At 65.8% G+C, this 26,957-nt stretch carries 23 protein-coding genes and 2 pseudogenes; 20 read left to right on the top strand and 5 right to left on the bottom strand.

The window, feature by feature from the left end; genetic code table 11:
- Window positions 1-93 precede the first annotated feature (93 nt).
- The 9 genes from apbC (at window position 94) to FYM52_RS12300 (ending at window position 10,610) form a co-directional block, all read left to right on the top strand.
- Complete coding sequence (gene apbC / locus FYM52_RS12340) at window positions 94-1,188, top strand: iron-sulfur cluster carrier protein ApbC (protein WP_154164309.1); 1,095 nt, start codon at window positions 94-96, stop codon at window positions 1,186-1,188.
- A gap of 249 nt (window positions 1,189-1,437) precedes the next feature.
- Window positions 1,438-3,852, top strand: a complete 2,415-nt coding sequence (locus FYM52_RS12335; protein WP_370513842.1) for a penicillin-binding protein 1A — start codon at window positions 1,438-1,440, stop codon at window positions 3,850-3,852.
- Between the two features lie 52 nt (window positions 3,853-3,904).
- Window positions 3,905-6,427 carry an ABC transporter permease gene (locus FYM52_RS12330; protein ID WP_154164308.1) on the top strand — a complete coding sequence of 841 codons (2,523 nt, stop codon included), beginning with the start codon at window positions 3,905-3,907 and terminating at the stop codon, window positions 6,425-6,427.
- A 211-nt stretch (window positions 6,428-6,638) separates the two neighbouring features.
- Window positions 6,639-7,010, top strand: coding sequence for a TraR/DksA family transcriptional regulator (locus tag FYM52_RS12325; protein ID WP_043384161.1), 372 nt, complete (start codon window positions 6,639-6,641; stop codon window positions 7,008-7,010).
- Between the two features lie 192 nt (window positions 7,011-7,202).
- A complete protein-coding gene (locus tag FYM52_RS12320; RefSeq protein ID WP_042416821.1) occupies window positions 7,203-7,607 on the top strand; it encodes a group II truncated hemoglobin in 405 nt (134 codons plus the stop codon).
- Between the two features lie 226 nt (window positions 7,608-7,833).
- The gene (locus FYM52_RS12315; RefSeq protein WP_081770741.1) at window positions 7,834-8,424 is read left to right on the top strand and encodes a LemA family protein; all 591 of its coding nucleotides are present in this window, start codon (window positions 7,834-7,836) and stop codon (window positions 8,422-8,424) included.
- 14 nt (window positions 8,425-8,438) lie between these two features.
- Window positions 8,439-9,464: a M48 family metalloprotease gene (locus tag FYM52_RS12310; RefSeq protein WP_154164307.1), complete on the top strand. Its 1,026-nt coding sequence runs from the start codon at window positions 8,439-8,441 to the stop codon at window positions 9,462-9,464.
- Window positions 9,465-9,475: 11 nt separating this feature from the next.
- Window positions 9,476-10,174: a Crp/Fnr family transcriptional regulator gene (locus tag FYM52_RS12305; protein ID WP_162524716.1), complete on the top strand. Its 699-nt coding sequence runs from the start codon at window positions 9,476-9,478 to the stop codon at window positions 10,172-10,174.
- Between the two features lie 139 nt (window positions 10,175-10,313).
- Window positions 10,314-10,610, top strand: coding sequence for a DUF4148 domain-containing protein (locus tag FYM52_RS12300; protein ID WP_154164305.1), 297 nt, complete (start codon window positions 10,314-10,316; stop codon window positions 10,608-10,610).
- Window positions 10,611-10,784: 174 nt separating this feature from the next.
- On the opposite strand, the gene FYM52_RS12295 is transcribed toward FYM52_RS12300, so the two are convergent.
- Window positions 10,785-11,780, bottom strand: a complete 996-nt coding sequence (locus FYM52_RS12295; RefSeq protein WP_154164304.1) for a tripartite tricarboxylate transporter substrate binding protein — start codon at window positions 11,778-11,780, stop codon at window positions 10,785-10,787.
- A 217-nt stretch (window positions 11,781-11,997) separates the two neighbouring features.
- Here FYM52_RS12295 and FYM52_RS12290 point away from each other — a divergent pair, with 217 nt between their 5' ends.
- Window positions 11,998-12,888, top strand: coding sequence for a LysR family transcriptional regulator (locus tag FYM52_RS12290; protein ID WP_045266339.1), 891 nt, complete (start codon window positions 11,998-12,000; stop codon window positions 12,886-12,888).
- Window positions 12,889-12,891: 3 nt separating this feature from the next.
- Here the strand turns inward: FYM52_RS12290 and FYM52_RS12285 are convergent, their stop codons facing one another.
- Window positions 12,892-13,665: an IclR family transcriptional regulator C-terminal domain-containing protein gene (locus FYM52_RS12285; protein ID WP_154164303.1), complete on the bottom strand. Its 774-nt coding sequence runs from the start codon at window positions 13,663-13,665 to the stop codon at window positions 12,892-12,894.
- A gap of 142 nt (window positions 13,666-13,807) precedes the next feature.
- On the opposite strand from FYM52_RS12285, the gene pobA reads away from it, so the two are divergent.
- From pobA to FYM52_RS12240, 10 genes and pseudogenes are all read left to right on the top strand, one after another.
- A complete protein-coding gene (gene pobA / locus FYM52_RS12280) occupies window positions 13,808-14,980 on the top strand; it encodes a 4-hydroxybenzoate 3-monooxygenase (protein WP_154164302.1) in 1,173 nt (390 codons plus the stop codon).
- Window positions 14,981-15,144: 164 nt separating this feature from the next.
- Window positions 15,145-15,852 carry a substrate-binding domain-containing protein gene (locus FYM52_RS12275; RefSeq protein WP_154164301.1) on the top strand — a complete coding sequence of 236 codons (708 nt, stop codon included), beginning with the start codon at window positions 15,145-15,147 and terminating at the stop codon, window positions 15,850-15,852.
- A gap of 107 nt (window positions 15,853-15,959) precedes the next feature.
- Window positions 15,960-17,315, top strand: a complete 1,356-nt coding sequence (locus FYM52_RS12270) for an aromatic acid/H+ symport family MFS transporter (protein ID WP_154164300.1) — start codon at window positions 15,960-15,962, stop codon at window positions 17,313-17,315.
- Between the two features lie 67 nt (window positions 17,316-17,382).
- Complete coding sequence (locus FYM52_RS12265; protein WP_154164299.1) at window positions 17,383-18,411, top strand: amidohydrolase family protein; 1,029 nt, start codon at window positions 17,383-17,385, stop codon at window positions 18,409-18,411.
- 120 nt (window positions 18,412-18,531) lie between these two features.
- Window positions 18,532-19,215 (top strand): 4-carboxy-4-hydroxy-2-oxoadipate aldolase/oxaloacetate decarboxylase, encoded by a 684-nt coding sequence (gene ligK, locus FYM52_RS12260; protein ID WP_154164298.1) that lies wholly within the window; start codon window positions 18,532-18,534, stop codon window positions 19,213-19,215.
- Window positions 19,216-19,229: 14 nt separating this feature from the next.
- Window positions 19,230-20,162, top strand: coding sequence for an amidohydrolase family protein (locus tag FYM52_RS12255; RefSeq protein WP_154164297.1), 933 nt, complete (start codon window positions 19,230-19,232; stop codon window positions 20,160-20,162).
- A 75-nt stretch (window positions 20,163-20,237) separates the two neighbouring features.
- Window positions 20,238-20,600, top strand: a pseudogene (ligA, locus tag FYM52_RS18925) (protocatechuate 4,5-dioxygenase subunit alpha); the annotation flags it as partial.
- A 147-nt stretch (window positions 20,601-20,747) separates the two neighbouring features.
- Entirely contained in the window at window positions 20,748-21,641 is an 894-nt protein-coding gene (locus FYM52_RS12250) for a class III extradiol dioxygenase subunit beta (protein WP_370513841.1), read from the top strand.
- On the top strand, window positions 21,634-22,593 hold the full coding sequence (locus tag FYM52_RS12245) for a Gfo/Idh/MocA family oxidoreductase (RefSeq protein WP_154164295.1): 960 nt from the start codon (window positions 21,634-21,636) through the stop codon (window positions 22,591-22,593). The genes FYM52_RS12250 and FYM52_RS12245 overlap by 8 nt, the downstream gene beginning before the upstream one ends.
- Before the next feature lie 487 nt (window positions 22,594-23,080).
- A pseudogene (locus FYM52_RS12240) lies at window positions 23,081-23,257 on the top strand (integrase core domain-containing protein); the annotation flags it as partial.
- Window positions 23,258-23,708: 451 nt separating this feature from the next.
- On the opposite strand, the gene FYM52_RS12235 reads toward FYM52_RS12240, so the two are convergent.
- From FYM52_RS12235 to FYM52_RS12225, 3 genes are all read right to left on the bottom strand, one after another.
- Window positions 23,709-24,647 carry a viperin family antiviral radical SAM protein gene (locus FYM52_RS12235; protein WP_154164294.1) on the bottom strand — a complete coding sequence of 313 codons (939 nt, stop codon included), beginning with the start codon at window positions 24,645-24,647 and terminating at the stop codon, window positions 23,709-23,711.
- A gap of 17 nt (window positions 24,648-24,664) precedes the next feature.
- Window positions 24,665-26,512: a hypothetical protein gene (locus tag FYM52_RS12230; protein WP_154164293.1), complete on the bottom strand. Its 1,848-nt coding sequence runs from the start codon at window positions 26,510-26,512 to the stop codon at window positions 24,665-24,667.
- Between the two features lie 234 nt (window positions 26,513-26,746).
- The coding region (locus FYM52_RS12225) for a transposase (RefSeq protein ID WP_162524715.1) at window positions 26,747-26,957 on the bottom strand (211 nt) is incomplete at its 5' end.

Below are 26,957 nucleotides of genomic sequence, written 5' to 3'. Positions count from 1 at the left end.
AAGAGCCCGCTGCCCATATGGGTTGCGGGGCTCCGATAGACTCAGTGCCTTCTGATTTTCTCAGACCCCACCATCCATAAGTACAAAACAGCAATGTCCCTGACCGAACCAAGCTTGCTGGCTGCCCTGGCCAGCGTGAACGATCCGCACACCGGCACCGATTTCGTCAGCACCCGCTCTGTGCGCAATGTGCAGATCAGCGGTGGCGACGTGGCCTTCGACGTGGAACTGGGTTACCCCGCCAAGAGCCTGATTCCCGAGCTGCGCAAGGCCTTCATTGCCGCGGCCAAGACGCTGCCGGGGGTGGAGAACGTGTCGGTCAACATCAGCACCAAGGTGCAGGCCCATGCCGTGCAGCGTGGCGTGCAGCTGCTGCCGGGCGTGAAGAACATCATCGCCGTGGCCTCGGGCAAGGGCGGCGTGGGCAAGAGCACGACCACGGCCAACCTGGCGCTGGCCCTGGCCGCCGAAGGCGCCCGCGTGGGCGTGCTGGATGCCGACATCTACGGCCCCAGCGTGCCCATGATGTTCGGCGTCAGCGGCAAGCCCGAGAGCAGCGACGGCAAGACCATGGAGCCGCTGGAGAACTACGGCGTGCAGCTGATGTCCATCGGCCTGCTGCTGAACAACCCCAACGAGGCCATGATCTGGCGCGGCCCCATGGCCACGCAGGCGCTGGAGCAGATGCTGCGCTCCACCAACTGGAAGGACCTGGACTACCTGCTGATCGACCTGCCCCCCGGCACGGGCGACATCCAGCTGACGCTGAGCCAGAAGGTGCCCATGACCGGCTCCGTCATCGTGACCACGCCCCAGGACATCGCCCTGCTGGATGCCAAGAAGGGCATCAAGATGTTCGAGAAAGTGGGCGTGCCCATCCTGGGCCTGGTGGAGAACATGGCCATGCACGTGTGCACCCACTGCGGCCATGTGGAGCACATCTTCGGCCAGGACGGCGGCAAGCACCTGGCGGCGGAGTGGAACATGGACTTCCTGGGCTCGCTGCCCCTGTCGATGAGCATCCGTGAGCAGGCCGACAGCGGCAAGCCCACCGTGGTGGCCGCGCCCGACAGCGAAGCCGCGCTGATCTACAAGAAGCTGGCGCGCGATGTGGCCGTGAAGATTGCGCAGAAGGCCAAGGACTTCTCCAGCAAGTTCCCCACCATCACCATCAGCAAGAACACCTGATGCCACGGCCGGTGGCCGGCCGGGCGGGAAGCCCTGCTTAAAACTTAGGCAAAGCGCCCCGATTCAGCCGGGGCGCTTTTTTTCCGGCATGCTGTGCGCGTTTTGTCTGTTGCAGCGCCTGGGGCGCTGTTTTTGATCGTGCAAGAACAAGAGCCTGAAAATTCCGCTGGCGCTGGGCGCCGCCTGCTGCGTCCCCTGGTCCAGGGGGGGCAACGGCTGGCCCTTCAGACCCGGTCCGGGTGGGCGCTGCTGCGCCAGCGGGCCACGCAGTCCCCACGCCTGCTGGCCCTGGGGGAATGGCTGCAACCACATGTGCAGCGCATGCGCCGCTGGCGCTGGCAATGGCTGGTGGTGCTGCCCGCCCTGGCACTGGGCTATGCCCTGCTGCTGGTGCCCTTCACCCCCAGCATCAGTGACATCCGCAAGGCCAAGCTGGAGCAGCCCGCCCAGGTGCTGACGGCCGACGGCAAGGAGCTGGCGCTGTTCAAGCGCAGCAACCGCCAGTGGGTGGGCCTGGACGAGATTGCCCCGTCCGTGGTCCAGGCCCTGATCGCCACCGAGGACCACCGCTTCTACGAACACCACGGTATGGACCTGTGGCGCACGGCGGCGTCGGTCTGGCACTCGCTGCGCGGCGATCTGCAGGGCGGCTCCACGCTGACGCAGCAGTTGGCGCGCAACCTGTACCCCGAGGAGATCGGGCGCTCTGCCAGCGTGAACCGCAAGCTCAAGGAGGCCATCACGGCCTTCAAGATCGAGGCGCTCTACAGCAAGCCAGAGATTCTGGAGACCTACCTCAACACCGTGCCCTTCCTGTACAACGCCTGGGGTATCGAGATGGCGGCGCGCACCTATTTCGACAAGCCCGCGGCCAAGCTGTCGGTGCTGGAGGCGGCCACCCTGGTCGGCATGCTCAAGGGCACCAGCTACTACAACCCGGTGCGCAACCCCGAGCGCGCCGTGGCGCGGCGTAACACGGTGCTGGCGCAGATGGTCAAGCGCGAGGTGCTGACCGCGGCCGAGTTCGAACGCCTGAAGGTGCGCCCGCTGCGCCTGGACTTCGAACGCCAGGAAGTGCCTTCGGGCATGGCCCCGCACTTTGCGCAGCAGGTGCGCAAGTGGCTGATCGACTGGGCCGACAGCCATGGCTACAACATTTATGCCGACGGGCTGGTGGTGCACACCACGCTGGATGCCCGCATGCAGGCCTGGGCCACCCAGGCGGTGCGCAACCACACGCGCACGCTGCAAGGCATTGCCAACACCAACTGGAGCAAGCGCGACGGCTGGAACCCCGACAACCCGCTGGTGCACAGCCTGGTGCGCGAGACCACGGCCTATGCCGCCCTGCGTGAAAAAGGCCGCAGCAGCCAGGAGGCCCTGCAGGAGCTGCTGGGCGACAAGGCCTTCCTGCAGCAATTGCGCCAGGACAAGCTGCGCCTGGAAGCCGGCTTTCTGGCCATGGACCCCGGCACGGCCGCCGTGCGCGCCTGGGTCGGCAGCCGTGACTTTGCCCAGGATGCGTTCGACCACGTGCAGCAGGCACGCCGCCAGCCCGGGTCCACGTTCAAGCCCTTTGTCTATGGCGCCGCACTGCAGTCGGGCGTGCCGGCCGATGCGCAGCGCGTGGACCAGGCCGTGGAAATCACGTTGGCCGGGGGCGAGGTGTGGCGCCCCAGCGATGCCAGCCCGCCCAGCGGGCGCAGCATGACGCTGGCCGATGCGCTGGCCTATTCCAAGAACACCATCACCGCCCAGCTGGTGCAGGAAGTCGGTCCGGCCAAGGTGGCGCGCCTGGCGCGCAACCTGGGGGTGCGCAGCAGCCCGCTGGAGGCCGTGCCGGCCCTGGCCCTGGGGGCCAGCCCGGTGTCGCTGCTGGAAATGGTCAACGCCTATGGCAGCCTGGCGCGCGGCGGTCAGTATCGCGCGCCCCTGCTGGTCACACGCATCGAGGACCGCCAGGGCAAGGTGCTGGCCGAGTTTGCCCCGCATCCGGCCGAGCAGGTCTGGGACGAGGAGGAGAACTACGCCCTGGTCGACATGCTGCGCGGGGTGGTGGACAAAGGCACGGGGCGTGACATCCGCCGCCGCTGGGGCATCAAGGACGACGTGGCCGGCAAGACCGGCACCACGCAGAACAACGCCGATGGCTGGTTCATCCTGATGCACCCCGAGCTGGTGGTGGGCGCCTGGGCCGGGTTCAACGACGGACGCATCACCTTGCGCAGCGACCACTGGGGCCAGGGGGCCCGCAGCGCCCTGCCCATGGTGGGTGATTTCACCGCCCAGGCCCTGCGCAGCAAGCTGGTGGACCGCCATGCGCGCTTCACGCCGCCCGAGTCGTCGCACTGGTGGGCCTCGCTGGCCGATGGCGTGCGCCGCCAGATGCAGGCCTGGTGGGGCGCGGAGCGCCAGTCCCCGGCGCCGGTCCCGGGCCGCACCCCGCCGCCGGTGGCCGTGCCGGCCCCAGTGGCGCCTGCGCCGGACAGCGACGTGATCGAGGAGTCCACACCGCCCCTGCCGGTTTCGCAGCTGCCGCCAGCGCCACCGCCTTCCGATGCGCTGGATGCCTGGATGGAGCAGTGGGCGCCACCGCCCGGCACGGCGCCGGACTGGGAGCAAACCCCCCCGGCCGTGCTGGGGCGTCCGGTCGAAGCCCCCTGAACCCTGGGGGTGGGCGCAGCGCCCGGGGCGGGCTTGCGCTATCGTCCTGGGCATGACGATGAGCTTCTGGCAACTGGGATGGCGCACGCTGTGGCGCGATGCGCGTGCGGGCGAGTTGCGCCTGCTGTGGGTGGCGGTCACGCTGGCGGTGGCGGCGCTGACCTCGGTCGCGTTCTTCGCCAACCGGCTGGAAGCCGGCTTGCAGCGCGATGCGCGCCAGCTGCTGGGCGGCGACGTGGTGATCGCCAGCGACGACGGGCAGCTGCAGCGCTTTGTCGACCAGGCCGAGGCCCTGGGGCTGCGCCATGTCACGACCCTGGTCTTTCCCACCATGGGCCGGGCCACCGAGGCGCGCGGCGGCATGGCCAAGCTGGTGGCGCTGAAGGCGGTGGACCAGGGCTACCCCTTGCGGGGCCGCCTGCAGGTGGCCGATGCCGCGGGTGCCGCAGGCCGGGTGACCGCCGAGATTCCCGCCCCCGGCCAGGCCTGGGTGGATGCGGCCCTGCTGTCAGCGCTGGAGCTGCAGGTGGGCGACACCCTGCTGCTGGGCGATGCCAGCCTGCGCATCGCCCAGGTGATCACGGCCGAGCCCGACCGTGGTGGCGGCTTCATGAGCTTTGCACCGCGCGTCATGATCCATGCCCAGGACCTGGCGGCCACCGGCCTGGTGCAACCCGCCAGCCGTATCACCTGGCGCCTGGCCGTGGCCGGCGAGGACGCCCAGACCGTGGCGCGCTACGCGGCCTGGGCCCAGGCCCAGATCGGCGAGGGGCGGCGGGCAGGGCTGCGCCTGGAGTCGCTGGACAGCGGCAGCCCCGAAATGCGCCGCACGCTGGAGCGGGGCGAGAAGTTCCTGAGCCTGGTGGCCCTGCTGGCGGCGCTGCTGTCGGCCGTGGCCGTGGCCCTGGCGGCACGGGCCTTTGCCCAGGGTCACCTTGATGTGGCGGCCATGCTGCGCGTGCTGGGCCTGCCCCAGCGCCGGATTGCCGCCGCGTATGCGCTGGAGTTCGCCGTGGTCGGCCTGCTGGCCAGCCTGCTGGGCGTGGCCCTGGGCTGGGGCGTGCACCACGCGTTTGTCTGGCTGCTGGCGGGCCTGGTGGCCGATGGTCTGCCGCCGCCCAACCTATGGCCCGTGGGTTTTGGCGTGGGCATGGGCATGACCTTGCTGCTGGCCTTTGGCCTGCCGCCCGTGCTGCAGCTGGCCCAGGTGCCGCCGCTGCGCGTGCTGCGCCGCGATGTGGGGGCCATCAAGCCCCTCTCGGCCGGGGTGCTGGGCGTGGGCGTGCTGGGCTTTGGCGCGTTGCTGATGGTGGTCAGCCGCGACCCCAGGCTGGGCGGGATTGCCGTGGGCGGCTTTGCGGCGGCCGCGCTGCTGTTTGCTGCACTGGCCTGGGTGGCCGTCTGGCTGCTGCGGCGCCTGGTGCGCGAGAACGCCGCGCCACGCTGGCTGATCCTGGCCACGCGCCAGCTGGCGGCGCGGCCGGGCTATGCCGTGGTCCAGGTCAGCAGCCTGGCCGTGGGCCTGCTGGCCCTGGTGCTGCTGGTGCTGCTGCGCACCGACCTGGTCAGCAGCTGGCGCCAGGCCACACCGGCGCATGCCCCGAACCGCTTTGTGATCAACATCATGCCGGACCAGGCCCAGGCCTTCCGCAGCCACCTGGAGCAGGCCGGGGTGCAGGGCTACGACTGGTTCCCCATGATCCGGGGGCGGCTGGTGGAGGTCAACGGCCAGGCCGTTCGCCCCGAGAACTACACCGACGACCGGGCCCAGCGCATGCTGGATCGGGAGTTCAACCTCTCCAACGCCCTGGCCATGCCCGACAAGAACACCGTCACCGCCGGCCAGTGGGTGACGGGGGAGGTCGATGGCGCCAGTGTGGAGGACGGCATTGCCCAGACCCTGGGCCTGCACCTGGGCGACACCCTGGTGTTCGACATCGGCGGCGTGCGCCACAGCGCCCGCCTGACCAGCCTGCGCAAGGTGGACTGGGGCAGCATGCGCGCCAACTTCTTCATCATGTTCCCCGTGGCCAGCGTGCCCGACGTGCCCACCACCTACATGGCGGCCTACCGCGCGCCGGCGCAGGCGGGCTTTGACAACGCCTTGCTGCGCCAGTTTCCCAACATCACCAACGTGGACCTGGACAGCACCATCGCCCAGGTGCAGCGCGTGCTGGACCAGGTGATCCGCGCGGTGGAGTTTTTGTTTGCCTTCACGCTGGCAGCGGGGCTGGTGGTGCTGTTTGCCGCCGTCACCGCCACGCGCGAGGAACGCGCGCGGGAGTACGCCATCATGCGGGCCCTGGGCGCGCAAAGCCGCCTGCTGCGCCAGGTGCAGCGGGCCGAACTGGCAGGCGTGGGCCTGCTGGCGGGCTTCCTGGCCAGCTGCGTCGCCATGCTGGTGGGCTGGGCGCTGGCCCGCTGGGTGTTCGAATTCGCCTGGACGGCCGTCTGGTGGGTGCCGCTGGCCGGGGCACTGGCCGGCGCCGTGCTGGCCCTGGGGGCCGGTTGGTGGGGCCTGCGCGAAGTGCTGCAGCGCCCGGTGATGCACAGCCTGCGCGCGGCCGCAGAGTGAGGGCGTACAAAATACATAGCGCTTGACGCATTTGGAAAGACCGTTGTAGGGTGCTTAACCTCCGAAATCGTGGAAGGGTGAGCGCTGGCAGCTCTCGTTTTTGATGAGGCGGGTGCGCCGTCACCGTGCAGCGGCCCCGCCGTTCTGGCTGACGTGCGGATGCGCTGCGCGCTGACCTGGGGGGCGGACGCCGCTTGGCAATCATGGCTGCATGACTGCACTCACACACACCCAACTCCAGACGTTTCGCCACCTCCTGCAGCAGCGTGAACAGCAGTTGCGGCAGGAGCTGGCGGCCGCGCACCAAGAACAGGAACAGCAGGCTGAGGACGCGGAGGACATGCCGCCTGAGCCCGACGCTAACCAGACCCACGAGACGGCCGACCGCGAGGTGCGCTACGCCGAAGCCGTGCGCGACCAGCAGGAGCTGCAGGACGTGCGCGCCGCCTTGCAGCGGCTGGACGATGGCAGCTATGGCGAATGCGTGGTCTGCGGCAAGGCGATCGCCGTGCCCCGCCTGCAGGCCTTCCCCTCGGCCAAACGCTGCATCCAGTGCCAGACCAAGCTGGAGGCCAAGGGCTAGGGACGCAGCCGCTGGTGCGCCACCGTGTCGCTGCGGGCCTGTACGGTAGCCCAGGCCCCCTGCCAGCCGGGCGCCGGCGCCGGGGCAGGGCCGAGACTTAACCCCTGGTCCCCCCCCGGCGGGGCCCAGCTGGCACACTCCCAGGCATGGATGCCTGCCCTGCAGGCTGGTTTGTATTTTTGGGTCCGTGCCATGCAGATAGAAGAAAAGCCCCCGTACGACACACCGTTTGAATGGATCGGCGGGGAAGCCCCCGTGCGCCGCCTGGTGGATCGTTTCTACGACCTGATGGACCTGGAGCCCGGCTACGCCGAGCTGCGCGCCTCGCACGGCAGCACGCTGGAGGATGCGCGCCAGAAGCTGTTCTGGTTCCTGTGCGGCTGGCTGGGCGGCCCCGACCACTATGTGGAGCGTTTTGGTCACCCGCGCCTGCGCATGCGCCACATGCCGTTCGCCATCGGCATCCTGGAGCGCGACCAGTGGGTGGCGTGCATGGACCAGGCCATGCAGGAGACCGAGGTGCCCGAGGCCTTGCGCGTGCGGCTTAAGAGCAGCTTCATGCAGACGGCCGACTGGATGCGCAACAAGGGCGTGTGAGCCGGTCCCTGGCGGCCTGCGGGTGTGCCAGGGCTGTACCACGGGCGCCCGGCCACTGCCTGGTGCGGCCCGCGCGCTTCACCGGCGACCAGCTCCGCATCCGCTCACCCAGGGCATGTGCTGGCGCCACCGCGGGCCTGCAGCGGTGCCGCAGGCGCAATCCAGGTGCGGACCCACCGCTCCACTAAGATAGCTGGCACCAACCAACCGAGAGAGGGAGCTGCCAATGACGACACTGTGGGTCTTGCTGGCCATTGTGGCCGTGCTGGCGCTGTGGGGCATCGCGGTCTACAACCGCCTGCGCCAGTTGCGCAACCGTGTGGACAACGCCTGGTCGCAGATTGACGTCCAGCTCAAGCGGCGCTACGACCTGATTCCCAACCTGGTGGAGGTGGCGCGGGGCTACCTGCAGCACGAAGCCTCCACCCTGGAAGCCGTGGCACGCGCACGCAGCCAGGCGGTGGCGGCCAGCGATGCCGTACGCGATCGTGCGCGAGACGGCCAGGCCCTGGCTGCCCTGTCGACGGCTGAGCAGGTGCTGGGAGGCAACCTGGGGCGGCTGATGGCGGTGATGGAGGCCTATCCCGCACTCAAGGCCGACGCCCAGATGCAGCGACTGGCCGAAGAAATCGCCAGCACCGAGAACCGCATCGGCTTCGCCCGCCAGGCCTACAACGACCAGGTCATGGAATTCAACGACCGGGCCAGCCAGTTTCCGGACCTGCTCTGGGCCCGCCTGCTGGGCTTCATGCACCTGGACATGCTGCAGTCCACGGCCCATGCCCAGGAGCGCGCCACGCCCCAGGTGCGGTTCTGAGCCCCGGCGGCCCCATGCGTTTCTGGGACTGGCAAAGCGATGCCCGGCGCACCACGCGCTGGCTGGTGCTGCTGTTTGGCCTGTGCGTGCTGGCCGCGCTGGCGGCCGTGCATGGTGGCCTGGCGCTGGCCTGGCGGCTGCTGTTTGCGCACCTGGACTATCCCAAGGGCTTTGTGGCCGTGAATGTGGGGGTGACCCTGTTTCTCATCCTCGGCGGCTGGTGGCTGACGCACGAACAGCTCAGTGCCGGGGGGCGCCAGCTGGCGCAGCGCATCGGGGCGCGCGAGGCCCGGCCGGGCAGCACCTCGGCCGAGCAGCAGCTGTGCAACATCGTGCAGGAACTGTGCATGGCCGCGCAGATGCGGCCGCCCCAGGTGGTGGTGCTGGCGCGTGCCGATGCCATCAATGCCTTTGCGGCCGGCTGGGAGCCGGACGATGCCGTGATCGCCGTCACGCAGGGGGCGCTGGACTACCTGACGCGCGATGAAATGCAGGGGCTGGTGGCGCACGAACTCTCGCACCTCAAGGAGGGCGACACCCGGCTGAACATGCAGCTGGCCGGCATGGTCAGCGGGCTGGAGCTGGTCTACCACTTTGGCGAAACCCTGCGTGAGCGCGGCGGCCTGGCCTGGTGGTTTGGCAATGCGGTCATGGCGGCGGGCTTTGTGGGCTGGTGCAGCGGGCGCCTGCTGAAGGCTGCGGTTGCGCGCCAGCGCGAATTGCTGGCCGATGCCCGTGCCGTGCAATGGACGCGCAGCCGCGATGCCCTGGGCGGCGTGCTGCGCAAGGTGATGACGCAGCGCCAGGAGGCCGCGCGCCACCGCGGCGGCTGGCAGGCCGACCACCGCAGCCATAGCGGGCTGCACCATCCGTTGGTGCAGCACATGCTGCTGGCCGAGACCCCCGACAGCAGCCGGCTGGAGCACTGGCTGGACGCCCATCCGCCCCTGGAGCTGCGGGTGGCCCGCATCTACGGCCGGCCGATGCGGCCCCTGCCGCTGCAGCCCACGCCGGCGGTGCGCGAGGCCGATGGTTTTTGACAAGGTTGATGATGCACACGGACACCCCCACGGCTTCCTGGCAATTGTTGCGAACCATGCCGGCCCTGGCGCACCTGGACGTCGAGCGCCTGCGCTGGCTGGCCGACCGCGTGCAGTGGCGCGTGTTGGCTGCTGGAGAGCCTGTGCCTTGCCCATTCAGCGACACGCGCATCCACCTGCTGCTGTCCGGCCAGGTGCAGGTGTGCTGCGCGAATGTGCAGGGCCGGGAACTGCTGCTGGGTGAGCTGCTGCCCGGGCAAATGTTCGGCAATGCGCTGTCCTGCAAGGCCATGCCCCAGGGCGTGCGCATGGAGGCCACCCAGCCGACGCTGCTGGCGGTGATGGAGGGGCATATCGTGCAGGAATGGCTGTACCACGACAGCGCCATGGTGCTGGGCATCCTGCAGAACGTCACCGACCTGCTGTGGCAGCTGGTGGCCCGCGTGGTCGAGATGGGGACGCTGAATGTCCGCAGTCGCCTGCACATGCGTCTGCTGGCCCTGGCGCAGCGCCAGGGTGTGGAGGGCAACCAGGTGCTGCTGTCCCCCAGCCCCACCCAGGCCAGCTTGGCGGCCTACCTGGGCACCACCCGGGAAGAGGTGGCCCGCGAGATGTCGCGGCTGACGCGCCTGGGGCTGCTGCAGCGCCAGGGACGGAGCATCTTTCTTAGTAATCTGGATGGCTTGCTGGCGCTGGTGGAGGCGCAATAGCGTGGTGGTGCGCGCAGGCGCAATTACATCTGTAACGTGAGAAAACGCACAGACGCAAAACCGCCTCTATAAGAAACTTCGACGCCATGGAGTCCAGACGGCGTTGTCTGCTGACTCGGTGGCAGTCAAGGAGTTTCAAATGCGTTACCACCGTATCTTTTCATGTGCTGCGCTGGCACTGGGCCTGGTCTCAGTCGCTCACGCAGAAGGCAGTACCACTTCTTCAACGCGCAGCACGGCCCCGGAGTTGACCCGTGCCCAGGTGTTGGAGGATCTGCAGCAGTGGCATGCCGCGGGCATGAGCTTCGTGCCCCATCCTTCGGGCTACAGCGACAGTGCGCTGCGCCCGGAGTACCAGCGCTACCTGCAAATGCGACAAAGCAAGACCGAGAAGTCCGAGACCCTGGCTGCCACGACCGAGCAGCCACAGCGTTGAAGACCGATCTGCACTTGCAGACGCACCGCCCACTGGGCGGGCCCTTGTGCCAGTCTTCTGAAGTTCAGGATGCACAGCCGATGGCTGCTGGATGAGCGGGTCGGCACAGGGATGGAGAGAGGGGGCCAGCACCGTGGTGCGAGCCCCCTTTTTTTCTTGCCAGGCCCGCAGGGCTCAGAGCGACAGCTGGGCGCGGCGGATCACATCGCCAAAGCGCTTGCTCTCGTCCAGCATGAACTGCTTGAACTCGGCCTCGGTCGGGAAGTAACTCTCGTAGCCGAAGGTCTGGTACTTGGGCTGGATGTCCGGGTCGTGCAGCACCTTGGTCACGTCCTGGCGCAGCTTGGCGACCACCTCGGCCGGCGTTTTGGGCGAAACGGCCAGGGCATTCCAGCCGGTCACGATGGCATCGGCAGGGCCTCCCGATTCGGCAATCGTGGGCACGTCTTCGTAGCCCTTGAGGCGGTGCGGGGCCATCACGGCCAGGAAGCGCAGCTTGCCGGAGCGGGCCAGCGGACCGGCCGTGCCCGAGGACCCCAGGGCAAAGGCCAGTTCGCCATTAGCCACGCTGGTGTAGAGCTGGCTGGTCTCCTTGAAGATGATGTGTTCCATCTTGGTGCCGGTCAGCGATTCCAGCAGGGCCGAGCCCAGGTGCACCGGGTTGCCCACGGACCACGAGCCATAGTTCAGCTGGCCGGGGCGGGCTTTGGCCGCGGCGATCAGGTCGCCCACGGTCTTGTACGGACTGTCGTTGGCCACGCAGACGAAAAAGAAGGTGCGGAACAGCGGCAGCACGACGTTGAAGTCCTGGGCCACGTCATACGGCAGCTTCTTGAACAGCGAGGGGTAGGCAGCGATGTGCACGTTGTCCAGCTGGATGATGTCCGTGCCATCGGTGGCGCCGCGCTTGAAGGCGTCGATGGCGATGAAGCCGTTGCCACCGGGGCGGTTTTCCACCACCACGGGCTGGTTCCAGAGGCGGCCCAGCTTCTCCGACAGGATGCGCGAGGTGCCGTCCGGGCCGCCGCCGACGGGGAAGGGGTTGATGATGCGCACCGACTTGGTCGGCCATTGGGGCTGGGCGCGCAGGCCGCCCATGGTGCCCAAGGCCAGCGCGCCCAGGGCCATGCCGGCGCGGCGGCGCGTCAGTGTGAAATCCGATGTGCTCATGTTGTCTCCTGAAAGCCAAGGGCCCGAGGCTGTGGCCAGCCTTCTTGTGGGGTGGATGGGGCCAGATGGGCGACTGCCATGCGTTGCGGGTATGGCTGCTGACCCGATTTAGATCGAATCCAAGCGGATTGTCTCAGGATGCATGATTCTTTCCAGCGGCAACACCCGCTAACAGCTATATCGGATTAGCATAGCTTGCTAGTACATTCCCTTAATCATGAACCTGCAGCAGATTGAAACATTTGTACATGTCGCCGAGACCGGCAGCTTCAGCAAGGCCGCCCTGTTGCTGGACATTGCGCAGCCGGCGCTGAGCCGTCAGGTGCGTGCCCTGGAGATCGAGCTGCGGGAAACCCTGCTGATCCGCACAGGGCGTGGCGTGGCCTTGACCGATGCCGGTCGGCGGCTGCTGGAGCACGGGCACGCCATCATGCAGCGCGTGGCCCTGGCCAAGGAAGACCTGGGCAGCCACCGCGACGAGCCCGTGGGCCGCATCGTCGTCGGCCTGCCGCCCAGCCTGGCGCGGCGGCTGACGTTGCCGCTGATCGACACTTTCAGCAAGGAGATGCCCAAGGCACGCCTGGCCGTGGTGGAGGGTTTTTCCGTGAACATCGCCGAGTGGCTGACCTCCGGGCGCATGGACCTGGGGCTGGTCTACACGCCGGAGCCCAATCCCAACATCGAGGTGGTGCCGGTGCTGCAGGAGCCGCTGTGCCTGATTGGCCCGGCCCGCGCCTTGCCGGGTCGCCGGCAGGTGGCGTTCAGCGAGCTGTCGGACTTTCCGCTGATCATGCCGCAGCGCGGCCAGATCTTCCGCAAGCTGATGGAGGCCCAGGCCACGCTGTCGCAGGTCAAGCTGAACGTGGTCTGGGAAGTCTCCAGCGTGCCCGCCATCCTGGACCTGGTGCGCAGCGGCTACGGCTATGCGGCCCTGACGGCCAGCGCCGTGAACCATGCCACGGACGATGCCGGCCTGGCCGTGCTGCCGGTGGTGGAGCCGCAGATCGTCAGCACCCTGTGCCTGGCGCAGTCCTCCAAGAAGCAGGCCACACCCTTGATCAAGCGCACGGCGGAAGTGCTGCGCAAGCTCAGTCAGCAGGTGATTTAAAAATCAGAGCATGGGGCGCAGGTCCCGTGCGGCCTCCTGCAGTAAAGGCAGCAAATCCCGCAGCATGGCCTCGGCCGGCATGCGCTGCGGGGCACACACCACGTTCAGCGCCGCCAGCGTGTGCCCCAGCGGGTTGCGCAGGGGCACGGCGATGGCGTGCACGCCCAACTCGTGCTCCTCGCGGGCCAGGCAGTAATCCTGCTGGCGCACGCCATACAGCAGCGACAGCAGGTGCTGGGCCGAGGTCACGGTGTGCGCCGTCAGGCGCGGCAAGGGGTGCTGGCGCAGCCACTGTTCGAGCGCCTCGTCGTCCAGGCTGGCCAGCAGCACGCGGCCGGTGGAGGTGGCGTGCGCCGGCAGGCGGCTGCCCAGGTGCAGGCCGTGGGCCAGGCGGCGCTCGGGCTGTTCGCTGGTGGCGCTGCGTGCCACGATGATCACCTCGGGCCCGTCCAGCACGACGACGGAGCACGACAGCCCGGTCTGCACCGCCAGCCGCGTCAGCGTGGGCTGCACGGTGCGTGGCAGGCGGGCCGAGGCCAGGTAGCTGCCCGACAGACGCAGCACCTTGGGCGCCAGCCAGAAATACTGGCCATCGCTTTCCAGGTAGCCCAGGTGGGCCAGCGTCAGCAGGTGGCGCCGCGCCGCCGCCCGGGTGATGCCGGCGCGCTGGGCCGCCAGGGTGGCGTTCAGGCGCTGGCGCTCGGTGTCGAAGCTTTCCAGCACGGCCAGGCCTTTGGCCAGTCCGGCGATGTAATCCGCGTGGGCGATGTCGGGCATGGGGGTGTGAGCGTGATCTTCTGCGCGATGATCGCGCAATCTGCACGATGATCGCACAAAGCAGCGGGCGGCTGCATGGTGTTTGATGTGCCGCAAAACTAGGCTCGGGGCTTCGCATTGCAAAAACACACGGAGACACCCCATGCGCACCCAGGTTGCCATCATCGGTGCAGGCCCCGCCGGCCTGCTGCTCGGCCAGTTGCTCTACAAGGCCGGCATCGACAACATCATCCTCGAGCAGCGCAGCGCCGACTACGTGCTGGGCCGCATCCGCGCCGGGGTGCTGGAACAGGTCAGCGTGGACCTGCTGGAGGCCGCGGGGGCGGCCGAACGCATGCACGCCGAAGGCCTGCCCCACGACGGCATTGAGCTGCTGTTCGGTGGCCAGCGCCACCGCATCGACCTGCACGAACTGACCGGCGGCAAGCGCGTCATGGTCTATGGCCAGACCGAGGTGACGCGCGACCTGATGGCCGCGCGCGCCGCCGCCGGCCTGACCACGGTGTACGAGGCGACCAACGTGCAGCCGCTGGACTTTGACGGCGACCAGCCCCGCGTTACCTATGAGCACGATGGCGTGTCGCACACGCTGCAGTGCGACTTCATCGCCGGCTGCGATGGCTTCCATGGCGTGTGCCGCGCCAGCGTGCCCCCGCAGCAGATCCGGACCTTCGAGAAGGTCTACCCCTTTGGCTGGCTGGGCCTGCTGTCGGACACGCCCCCGGTCTCCGACGAGCTGATCTACGCCCACACCGAGCGCGGCTTTGCCCTGTGCAGCCAGCGCAGCCTGACGCGCAGCCGCTACTACCTGCAGGTGCCGCTGACCGAGAAGGTCGAGGACTGGAGCGACGAGCGCTTCTGGGACGAGCTGAAGCTGCGCCTGGACCCCGAGGCCCGCGCCCAGTTGGTGACCGGTCCGTCGCTGGAAAAAAGCATGGCCCCGCTGCGCAGCTTTGTGACCGAACCCATGCGCTTTGGCCGCATGTTCCTGGCCGGCGATGCGGCCCACATCGTGCCGCCCACCGGGGCCAAGGGGTTGAACCTGGCCGCCTCGGACGTGGGCTACCTGTACCAGGCGATGACGGAGTACTACCAGCAGGGCTCGTATGAGGGCATCGAGCGCTATTCCGAGCGCTGCCTGCGCCGCATCTGGAATGCCGAACGCTTCTCGTGGTGGATGACTTCGCTGATGCACAACTTCCCCGAAGGCGGCGGTTTTGACGCCAAGGTGCAGGCGGCCGAGCTGGGCTACATCGTGCGTTCGCGCGCCGCGGCCACGGCCCTGGCCGAGAACTATGTGGGCCTGGCGCTGTAAGTCGGGGAGAGGGGGGTTGCGTCCTATGCTGTCAGGGCATAGCTGCTAGCGGCCCCCCTGGCTAGCCGCAGGGCACGTACCTCTTCACAATGGATGAAAAGCCTGCGCCATGGCCTTGCGGCCATGCCGAAAAGCAGCAGGCACCATCGATCGGAGACATTGGCATGCACACCGCAATCACAGGCATTTCTTCCATGGCCACGCGCCGGGTGCTGGCCGAGCTGGCGCAGGCCTGGCAGGCGCGCGGGGGCGCGGCCCTGGCCCTGGAATCGGTGGGCGGCGTGGATGCCGCCCGGCGCGTGCAGGACGGCGAAGCCTTTGACGCCGTGTTCCTGGCCTCGGACGCCATCGACCAGCTGATCGCCAGCGGCCATGCCGTGGCCGGCAGCAAGGTGGACCTGGTGCTGTCCCGCACGGCCGTGGCCGTGCTGGCCGGCACCGAGCCGCCCGACATCGGTACCGAAGCCGCGCTGCGCGATGCCGTGCTGGCTGCGCCCAGCATCGGCTATTCCACCGGTCCCAGCGGCGTGGCGCTGCAAAAACTGTTTCAAGCCTGGGGCGTGGCCGAGCAACTGCAGCCGCGCCTGGTCCAGGCCTGCCCCGGGGTGCCTGTGGGCCAGCTGGTGGCCGATGGCGAGGTGGCCCTGGGCTTCCAGCAACTGAGCGAGCTGATCCACGTGCCCGGCATCACCATCGTGGGGCCGCTGCCGGACGCCGTGGCCATCGACACCATCTTTTCCGGCGCCGTGGTGGCGGGCTCCGCGCAGGCGCAGGCCGTGCAGCAGCTGCTGGCCTTCATGGCCTCCGAGGCTGCCGCGGCGGCCAAGCACCAGCAGGGCATGGCACCGCCTGCCGTCCCCGCCACCCTCTAGAACCGCCGAGGGCGCCGCGTGCGCCCGGCCGCCTGCCTGCGCGGGCAGGCACAGGCCTTCGGCAAGCCAGCATCACCTATAACACCAGAGACAAGCTAGGTTTTCCCATGCGACAAGTTCCCCAGGCCCCAGGCGCTGCCGCGCTGACTGCCGATGTGCAGACCGTGCTCAACGAGCACCCGTTCTCCCGCTTCCAATGGGCGATCTTTGCCCTGTGCTTTGTCATCGTGCTGCTGGACGGCTTCGACACGGCCGCCATCGGCTACATCGCGCCGTCGCTGCTGACCGAGTGGGGCCTGAGCAAGCCCGACCTGGCGCCCGTGCTCAGCGCGGCACTGTTTGGCCTGGCCGGCGGTGCCGTGTGCTCCGGCCCGCTGGCCGACCGCTTTGGCCGCAAGGCGGTGCTGGTGGGGTCGGTGCTGGTGTTTGCCGTGGGCTGCCTGGCATCGGGCTATGCGCACGACCTGCAGACCCTGACCGCGCTGCGCTTTGTCACCGGCCTGGGGCTGGGGGCGGCCATGCCGAACGCGGTGACGCTGATGAGCGAGTACTGCCCCGACGCGCGCCGCGCCATGCTGACCAATGCCATGTTCTGCGGCTTTCCGCTGGGCGCGGCCCTGGGTGGATTCCTGGCGGCCTGGATGATCCCGCATTTCGGCTGGCGCAGCGTGCTGTACCTGGGCGGCGTCGTGCCCTTGCTGGTCGTGGTGCTGCTGGTGCTGGTGCTGCCGGAGTCGGTGCGCTACATGGTGGCCCGGGGCTATGCGGCAGACCGCATCCGCAAGCCGCTGGCGCGCATCGCCGGCGATGCCGTGCTGCAGGTGCAGCAGTTCGTGATGACGGAGCGCAAGGCGGCCGTGGCCGGCAAGAGCGGCATGGGCGTGGTCCTGTCTAAGCCCTACCGCCTGGGCTCGTTCATGCTGTGGCTGGCGTACTTCATGGGCCTGGTCATCTTCTACGCGCTGATGAACTGGATGCCGGTGCTGTTCAAGGAAGGCGGCCTGGACCCGCAGATGGCCACCCTGGTGGCGGCCCTGTTCCCGCTGGGCGGCGTCGGGGCGGTGTTCTTTGGCTGGCTGATGGACCGCTTCAACGCCAACCGCATCATTGCCGTGGGCTATGCGCTGACGGCGGCCTCCATCTGGTGGATCGGCCAGGAGGCGGGCAGCCTGGGCTGGCTGGTGGTGGCGGTGTTCGTGGCAGGCACCCTGATGAACACGGCCCAGTCGTCCATGCCCGCGCTGGCCGCGGCCTTCTACCCCACCAGCGGCCGTGCCACCGGGGTGGCGTGGATGCTGGGCATTGGCCGCTTTGGCGGCATCGCTGGGTCCTTCCTGGTGGCCGAGTTGACGGCGCGCCACCTGGGCTTCAGCCAGATCTTCACCGTGGTGGCCATTCCGGGCCTGATTGCGACGGCCGCCCTGGTCATCAAGCAAGCCACCAGCCCCAAGGACGGGCACTGAGGGCAGGCCGCCCCGGCCTGCCAGCACCCCGACGGGTTTCTTCCACTTTTTTGCGAGGGCTTCCCCCATGATCATCGACGTACACGGCCACTACACCACCGCCCCGGCCGCCCTGGGCGCCTGGCGCGATCTGCAGATCGCCGGCCTGAAAGACCCGGCCCAGACCCCCCAGGCCAGCGACCTGCGCATCAGCGACGACGACATCCGCGAGACCATCGAGACCAACCAGCTGCGCCTGATGAAAGAGCGTGGCTCGGACCTGACCATCTTCAGCCCGCGCGCCAGCTTCATGGCCCACCACATTGGTGACTTCCAGACCTCCAGCACCTGGGCCGCCATCTGCAACGAGCTGTGCTACCGCGTCAGCCAGCTGTTCCCCGACCACTTCATTCCCGCGGCCATGCTGCCGCAGTCGCCCGGCGTTCAGCCAGCCACTTGCATCCCCGAGCTGGTCAAGTGCGTGGAGCAGTACGGCAACGTGGGCATCAACCTGAACCCCGACCCTTCGGGCGGCCACTGGACGTCGCCCCCGCTGTCCGACCGCAGCTGGTACCCCATCTACGAAAAGATGGTGGAGTACGACATCCCCGCGATGATCCACGTCTCCACCAGCTGCAACAGCTGCTTTCACACCACGGGCAGCCACTACCTGAATGCCGACACCACGGCCTTCATGCAGTGCCTGACGTCGGACCTGTTCAAGGACTTCCCGACACTGAAGTTCCTGATCCCCCATGGCGGCGGTGCCGTGCCCTACCACTGGGGGCGTTTCCGCGGCCTGGCGCAGGAGATGAAGAAGCCGCTGCTGGAAGAGCACCTGCTGAACAACATCTTTTTCGACACCTGCGTCTACCACCAGCCGGGCATCAACCTGCTGACCGAGGTGATCCCCACCCAGAACATCCTGTTCGCCAGCGAAATGATCGGCGCCGTGCGCGGCATCGATCCGCAGACCGGCCACTACTACGACGACACCAAGCGCTACATCGAGGCCACGCAGAACCTGACGGCCGAGGAAAAGCACATGGTCTACGAAGGCAACGCCCGCCGCGTGTTCACGCGCCTGGATGCGGCGCTGAAGGCCCAGGGCAAGTAAGACGACATAAAAACCAGAGCTGCTGATGCTCGTCAATCAAGGTTTTCAAATAGAAAACGCCTTGAAAACCAGCAAAGAACAGCACCAACCGCTCACCTTTTGAAAAGACGAGGAAAGACCATGTACGAACTTGGCGTGGTGTACCGCAACATCCAACGGGCCGACCGCACCGCGGCCGACGGCCTGGGCGCCCTGGGCTCGGCCACCGTGCACGAGGCCATGGGCCGCGTCGGCCTGCTGCAGCCCTATATGCGCCCCATCTACCCCGGGGCCCAGGTCTCGGGCACGGCCGTCACTGTGCTGCTGCAGCCCGGCGACAACTGGATGATGCATGTGGTGGCCGAGCAGATTCAGCCCGGCGACATCGTGCTGGCCGCCGTGACCAGCCCCTGCACCGACGGCTATTTCGGCGACCTGCTGGCCACCAGCTTCCAGGCCCGTGGCGCCCGCGCCCTGGTCATCGACGCCGGCGTGCGCGACGTCAAGACGCTGCAGGCCATGGACTTCCCGGTGTGGAGCAAGGCGATCTCGTCCAAGGGCTGCATCAAGGCCACGCTGGGCGCGGTCAACGTGCCCGTGGTCTGCGCCGGCCAGCTCGTCACCCCGGGGGATGTCATCGTGGCCGATGACGACGGCGTGGTCTGCGTGCCCGCCGCCCGCGCCACCCAGGTGCTGGCTGCCGCGCAAAAGCGCGAAAGCTTCGAAGGCGAGAAGCGCGCCAAGCTGGCCAGTGGCGTGCTGGGCCTGGACATGTACCAGATGCGCGAGCCACTGGCGGCAGCCGGCCTCAAGTACATCGACTGAACGGAGGCCCCACGATGAGCACACCCACCACCGGTGACTTCACCAAGACCCCTGGCTGGCTCGACTGGTACAGCGGCCCCAGCCGGCCGCGCTTCCAGCTGCCCGCCGGCGCGGTCGATGCCCACTGCCACGTCTTCGGGCCGGGGGCGGAATTCCCCTACGCCCCCGAGCGCAAGTACACCCCCTGCGACGCCAGCAAGCAGCAGCTGTTCGCGCTGCGCGACCACCTGGGCTTTGCGCGCAACGTCATCGTGCAGGCCACCTGCCACGGCGCCGACAACCGCGCCATGGTCGATGCCTGCCTGGCCAGCGGCGGCCGGGCGCGCGGCGTGGCCACGGTGCGCCGCTCCATCACCGACGACGAACTGCACCAGCTGCACGCCGCCGGCGTGCGCGGCGTGCGCTTCAACTTCGTCAAGCGCCTGGTGGACTTCACGCCCAAGGACGAGCTGATGGAGATTGCCGGGCGCATCGCCCAACTGGGCTGGCACGTGGTCATCTACTTCGAGGCCGTGGACCTGCCCGAGCTGTGGGACTTCTTCACCCGCCTGCCCACCACCGTGGTCGTGGACCACATGGGCCGCCCCGACGTGGGCCAGGGCGTGGACAGCGCAGAATTCGCCCTGTTCCTGAAGTTCATGCGCGAGCATCCGAACGTCTGGAGCAAGGTCAGCTGCCCCGAACGCCTGTCCGTCACCGGCCCCCAGGCCCTTCATGGTGAGCAGGCCGCCTACCGCGACGTGGTGCCGTTCGCCCGCCGCGTGGTCGAGGAATTCCCCGACCGCGTGCTGTGGGGCACCGACTGGCCGCACCCCAACCTGAAGGACCACATGCCCGACGACGGCCTGCTGGTGGACTTCATCCCGCACATCGCGCCGACCGCCGAGCTGCAGCGCAAGCTGCTGGTGGACAACCCGATGCGCCTGTATTGGCCGCAAGAGGCGTAGCCCCCGGTGGGCGTCCGCAGCACCTGCCGACCAGGGCAGGGCCAGCGCCCACGCAGTGAATGACAGCCGCTGTCCATGCCCGCAGGTGCGGGCACCGGACGCAACCAGGAGAACACCATGGCACTGGACAAACCCTACCTCGACGTACCGGGCACCACCATTTTTGATGCTGAGCAAAGCCGCAAGGGCTATTGGCTCAACCAGTTCTGCATGAGCCTGATGCAGGCCGAGAACCGCGCCCGCTTCAAGGCGGACGAGGACGCCTACCTGGCCACCTGGCCGATGACGACCGAGCAGAAGGCGGCCGTGCGCGCGCGCGACCTGAACTGGATGATGCGCACCGGCGGCAACATCTACTTCCTGTCCAAGCTGGGCGCCACCGATGGGCTGAGCTTCCAGCAGATGGCGGGGTCCATGACCGGCATGACCGAAGAGGCCTACCGCGCCATGATGCTGGCGGGCGGCCGCAGCCCCGAGGGCAACCGCGTGCTGGGCGAGGGCGGCAACGCCCAGGGCCCCATGTCCATGTCCTCGGCCTGGAAGGAATGGGAAGCGGTGCAGGGCCAGCTGGCGCTGGCCGATGCGGTGCAGAACGCCCACGGCCAGGGGGCGCAGGGCCAGGCTCGCATCACCGCCTCGGTCTTCACCTCGCACGTGCCGGCGATTGGCGCGGCCATCGACCACGGCAAGACCGGCGACGACTACTGGAAGCCGCTGTTCCAGGGCTACGAGTACTCCAAGCAGTGGATGCAGGACCACCTGCCGGACGTGATCTTTCTGGTCTACAACGACCACGCCACCTCGTTCGACCTGGGCGTGATCCCCACCTTCGCCATCGGTACGGCCGCCGAGTTCGAGCCCGCCGACGAAGGCTATGGCCCGCGCCCCGTGCCCAAGGTGCAGGGCCACCCCGACCTGGCCGCGCACATCGCACAGTCGGTCATCCAGCAGGACTTTGACCTGACCCTGGTGAACACGCTGAAGGTGGACCACGGCCTGACCGTGCCCCTGTCGCTGATGTTCGGCCAGCCCGAGCACTGGCCCTGCCAGGTCATCCCCTTCCACGTCAACGTAGTGCAATACCCCGTGCCCTCGGGCCAGCGCTGCTTCCAGCTGGGCCAAGCCATCCGCCGCGCGGTGGAAAGCTATGACCGCCCGCTGAAGGTGCAGATCTGGGGCACGGGCGGCATGAGCCACCAGTTGCAGGGTCCACGCGCCGGCCTGATCAATGCCGAGTGGGACAACCGCTTCCTGGATCGCCTGATCGCCGATCCCGCCGACCTGGCCACCATGCCGCACATCGACTACGTGCGCGAGGCCGGCAGCGAAGGCATCGAGCTGGTGATGTGGCTGATCGCCCGGGGTGCCATGGCCGATGTGGCCGGCGGCCCCGCGCCCAAGCTGGCGCACCGTTTCTTCCACGTGCCGGCTTCGAACACGGCCGTGGGCCATCTGATTTTGGAGAACCGCAATGACTAAGACGATCAAAGTGGCGCTGGCCGGCGCCGGTGCCTTCGGCATCAAGCACCTGGATGGGATCCGCAAGATCGACGGCGTGGAAGTCGTCTCGCTGGTGGGCCGCCGCCTGGAGCCCACGCAGGAAGTGGCCGCCCAGTACGGCATCGGCCACGTGACCACCGACCTGGCCGAAGCCCTGGCACTGCCCGAGGTGGACGCCGTCATTCTGTGCACGCCCACGCAGATGCACGCCGCCCAGGCCATCCAGTGCATGCAGGCCGGCAAGCACGTGCAGGTGGAAATCCCCCTGGCCGACAGCTGGGCCGAAGCCCAAGCCGTGCTGGACGTGCAGCAGCAGACTGGCAAGGTGGCCATGGTGGGCCACACCCGCCGCTTCAACCCCAGCCACCAGTGGGTGCACCAGCAGATCGAAGCCGGTGCGTTCAACATCCAGCAGATGGATGTGCAAACCTACTTCTTCCGCCGCACCAACATGAACGCCCTGGGGCAGGCCCGCAGCTGGACCGACCACCTGCTGTGGCACCACGCGGCGCACACCGTGGACCTGTTTGCCTACCAGGCGGGCAGCCCCATCGTCAAGGCCAACGCCGTGCAAGGCCCGATCCACAAGGACCTGGGCATTGCCATGGACATGAGCATCCAGCTCAAGGCCGCCAACGGCGCCATCTGCACGCTGAGCCTGTCGTTCAACAACGATGGCCCGCTGGGCACGTTCTTCCGCTACATCGGCGACACCGGCACCTACATCGCACGCTACGACGACCTGGTCAACGGCAAGGAAGAGAAGATCGACGTGTCCCAGGTCGATGTGTCCATGAACGGTATCGAGCTGCAGGACCGCGAATTCTTCGCCGCCATCCGCGAAGGGCGCGAACCCAATTCCAGCGTGCAACAGGTCCTGCCGTGCTACCGCGTGCTGCACGAGCTGGAGCAGCAACTGAACGCCGATTGATTGGTTGGGTATTTGGTGTGAAATAGGCTGCTGACCCAGTGTGGTTATGGGTTGGCAGCTATGGAATGAAGAGTGTGCCGGGGCGCGACAACGGCACATTTCGCACAGCCCCTGGCGCGCAGGCGCTGTGCGCGGGGGCTGGCGCTTTCGTGGCGGCAGCCGCTCAAAAGCAGGCCTGTTGGATGTGCGCGGCAGGACTGGTGGGTTTCAGATCAGAAGTTCTGTGCCGGAGCGGCCACTATCGCTCGCACGAGTTTGGGAATCGTCGCTTTCCCCTGAACTGGAGACTGGATTGCGCTGTGGGCTGGGTAGCAATTGGCGGGCCCACTTTTGCCTGCAGCGATAGGCTTCTAACGACCCAAAGCAGTCTTTGACCGCTGATAATCCTTCTTGTCGACACCAAATTTCAGACGAAAAATGCCCCTTGCGAGGGGCATTTTTTCATTTTAGAAATCAACTTGTAGATGTTGATGCCATCAAGGTCCAACTCAAGCGCCATGACATCCGAATCTCGATGGATGGCAAGGGCGCTTGGAGTGACAACGTCTTTGTAGAACGCTTGTGGCGCTCCATCAAGTACGAAGAAATCTATCTCAAAGCCTATGACAGCGTGTGTGCCGCACGCTGTGCCATTGCCCAATGCCCCCATCAGGCGCACAGCTAGGCCCCTCCTGATGAGGCGTACATTGGAGCATTGCCTTTTGCACAAATGCAGGTTGCATAACCTCGAGGATCTGGCTTAGCAACTGGCTTGAGTTGTTCAAACGACCGGGACCACATCTGCCTCCACAAATCGCCTGGACCGCCGTCGGTCCATGATTGCTGCCCCAGACATGAACCAAACGCCCAGCTATGGACCGGGAAACGATCGGCCGCGAAGGCCAGACTCCGCCGTTGTGCCGGAGCCAATCGTTAAACCCGAGGCTGGACTCGGCGTACGTCCTGCCGAAAGTTGAGGAAGGCCCGCCGATCACTCGGGGTTGAGGGTACGCTTAAAAAGGCTGTGCAGTTGGGTGCGTAAAGCTTGCCGTGGTGACCACCCCACTGGAATTGCCATCCTTCGTGGAGAAGTTGGCGAACCAGGGCGTTTATTTCCTTTGAGGTGCTGTAGCGTTTCATGCGGCGACCTTTTCAAGCGCCCCAAGGTAGCGAGCACAAAACTTGGCTGGATCCATGCCCACTGTAGCAAACGCCTGTGCCGCGCCAACTTCCGGAATCGGGCGACTGTAACGGTAGCGGGATTGGCCCAAGGCATTCTGAAAAAAGCGCCCTAAAGGGTCAATCATCACGTAGGACTCAACCATTTCAGTGTTGTCCTCGATGCACATGAGGTCCCCTAGCGCTTGATGTCGAACTACAAATTCCTGAAAGGCCGCATCGCTAACCATCAGTTGGTTTGTCACAATTGGCAGCATGCGCAGTACCTTCCAGCGCTGAGGCGCCAATTTCAGGATCACGTCGCTGAGATCCTCGTGGCAATTGCTTGCGTTGACGACGGTGTTGATCTTGATCTGCAACTCGGGGTTTCTCCGCCTAGCAGCGCTTATCCCTTCTTGAAGGTGTTCGATCGCTAGTAACTGGCCATGTCGGCTTTGCCGACCGATCTGACGGTTGGTCGTAGAAATGCCCGAATCCAAGCTGAAGCCGAGCATGGAGAGGTTAGGTGCCAATTGTTGAGCAAGCTCAAGCGAGAAAAGGCTGCCGTTGGTGATTAAGGAGGTGTTAAAACCGATCCGTCGGGCGTCGGTAAGAATCCGGTGAACGTGCTCCGCATAAAGGAGGGGCTCTCCTCCTGCCAAATTAAGCCGAATCCCCTTCCAGTCCATCGCTTGCCGAAGCGGGTTAGCAACGTTTTGCGGATGGAAATACTGCCAAAGGTTTTCGAGCATCTGCATAGTGCCAGGGACGTTATGAACGAGCTCACGGTTGTTACCAGTCCAATGCGCATAGCAATAGCGACAGCGATAGTTGCAGGCTTCGGTGATATGCCAATTGATCACTAGTTCTGACAACAACGGGCGTACGCCCCCCTTCCTCGTCAAGGAATGCTTCATGGTCATCTCCTAACGAGTTATGCGTCGAGGTGGGCTACGTAGCAGAGGCGAAAGCCGACCTTCAAGCCCTTGTAACGCATAGTCAGATACGCTGGGCAGCGATCACGGTCAAGAGGACCCGTCATCAGGGCTCTGCCGGTCGCGGCGTTGGCCACAGGGGCATAACCGTCAGCGTAATCCGCTAACCATTCACCAAAATCTACGACAGAGACGAACGGAAGCCCCTGTTGATTCTGCGTCCAGGTGATTTCTTTGCCAAAACGCAGATATCCCCCACCGTCGCAAGCCTCGGGATAACGGTGCGAGGTTTTTCCGCCAGTTTTTCCATCTCCGCCTTCGATGACCCAGGTCAAGTCACCCCAGCCATCTTTCTTGATGTCTTGCGCAGGTGGTGGACTGATTTGTTTCCATTCTTCTACTTCCAGCAGGCGGACGGGAAGTCCAGTTTTTTGCTCGTAGTAACGGCAATAAGCCAAGGCATCAAACCATGTGATGCTTGCCGGCAGATGGTCGTCGTCGTGCAGATTAACAGCGTCGAGATCGGCTTCAAGCTGACTGTTGGCACGCGATGATCGGGAGATGCGGTCATCGCGCCAATCCGAACCCTCGAAGAAACGCCAAAATTCCTGGATCGTTACCGGCGGCGAAACCATCAAGCAGTAATCGTTGAGTCGATGGGGAATAAAGTTCAGGTCATTCTGCCCCTTCGGCTGAGTGGGCACGGCATAGTTACGGCGCGTTGCCAGAAGTTCACGCATGAGCAGCTTGGGGTAACCAGGCCAGGTAGCTACTGTTCCGCCTTCCTCATAGTGGCGGGTTTCTGCGCTGTGCTCCAGCCGCTCATACCATTCACCGGTTGTGAAGTAGAGGTGAGCGTTAAGTTCGGATGCCTTCATCGCTGTCGGTAGTTCGTGACTCTTGAGGATCGGGTGGTACGGATTCCCAGTGAATGCTTCGTCCCGTTGATTACGGATGACCCAGTCAAATGCACCATTTTTCCCTTTCAGGAAAACGAGGTTGTCGTTACCAGGGAAGGGAATCACCTCGACCCAGCCAGATTCGGAGCGTTCAATCTCTTCGCGAAAGATATCGAAGACCCGGCGATCAAAAGCCAATTCCTCCTTGCTGGCGTTGTACAAACGGAACTCTGGTGGCCGCTGCATTGGCGCCACCAGATTGTCTCCAAGGAGGTTGAAGGCGACAGCAACGTGATCAAAACGGTATGACAGAAGCAGCAAGTCACGGCCGGTCAGTTCAAGTAAATCCGACGCATCGGCGTCCCAATCAAATTCACGCTCTAAGGAGAGAACTACTTGATTCGCACGTTCCTCGCACCACTCCAATTCGGCCTCGTCACTGCTGAAAGTTACGCCAGCCAATTGATACATGTCGATACGACCGCGACCGCTAGCGGCGAAAAATTTGGAGCCGACGCCAGTAAAAATTTTTTCAGGAAGTGGCAAGCCTGAATTGAAGATGCGCTCCGAGACCTGACGGGCTGTGAGCCGATGAATGAACATCCGCCGCCAGCTGATCAAGTCGGTAGGTTGCGTCATGCCGTGGCTATTGAGAAACTCGATCAGTTGCTGTTCGCTATGCTGCCAAGCATCGAAAGTTTTGCTGCCCAGAGCTTGCGCGAGTCCATGGCGCAGGCTGCTGAGATGTAGGGATGGGTTATCGGAAACAGGCTGGCCGGGGCGCTTGCGCGCATCCCGAAGGGCTTTTGCAGAGTTCTTGAGATGGACGTGATGTAAGCCATCAAGCCGCATGGACCAGAACCACGGTTCAGCGGCTTCTGCTTGACCGGGACGAGGAACCAAGAGGTAGACAGGGCGGACTGCGCGCAGCAGGGTTTCGGTGTTCATGTGAATCTCCAATCAATCGCCACGACAAAGCCGTGCTGCCTCAGGCAACATTAAAAATGTCAGCAGATTTGGAGATTTAAGAGGGGTGCCCTTTGAGCGATTTCGGCTGAAGAGACAGCTTTCCACCCGCGAGTGCTCACACGCTTTTTATAGGTTAGCGCGATTTCAACCCGATGACAATAGGGTGGTGGATCAGCAGGGCGTGTCCGAACTTTTGTGTAAACGGGGCGGACTTCAGTTGACGGAGATGCGGTCTCCGAACTGAATGGTAAATCGGGTCAACGCTGCCTTCCAATCCCGAATCGGCATGGTCCACTTCTGACTGATGTTGCGCAGGGCCAAGTAAAACAACTTAGTCAGCGCCTCATCGCTGGGGAATGAACCCCGGTTCTTGCTCAGCTTCCTCAGGCCCATGTTGACCGACTCGATGGCGTTGGTCGTGTAA

Source organism: Comamonas sp. CAH-2 (genome assembly GCF_009668305.1).
GTDB classification, from domain to species: Bacteria; Pseudomonadota; Gammaproteobacteria; order Burkholderiales; family Burkholderiaceae_C; genus Comamonas; species Comamonas aquatica.
Note: the sequence above shows the minus strand (reverse complement) of the source record. Positions and strands in the feature narration are given on the sequence as shown.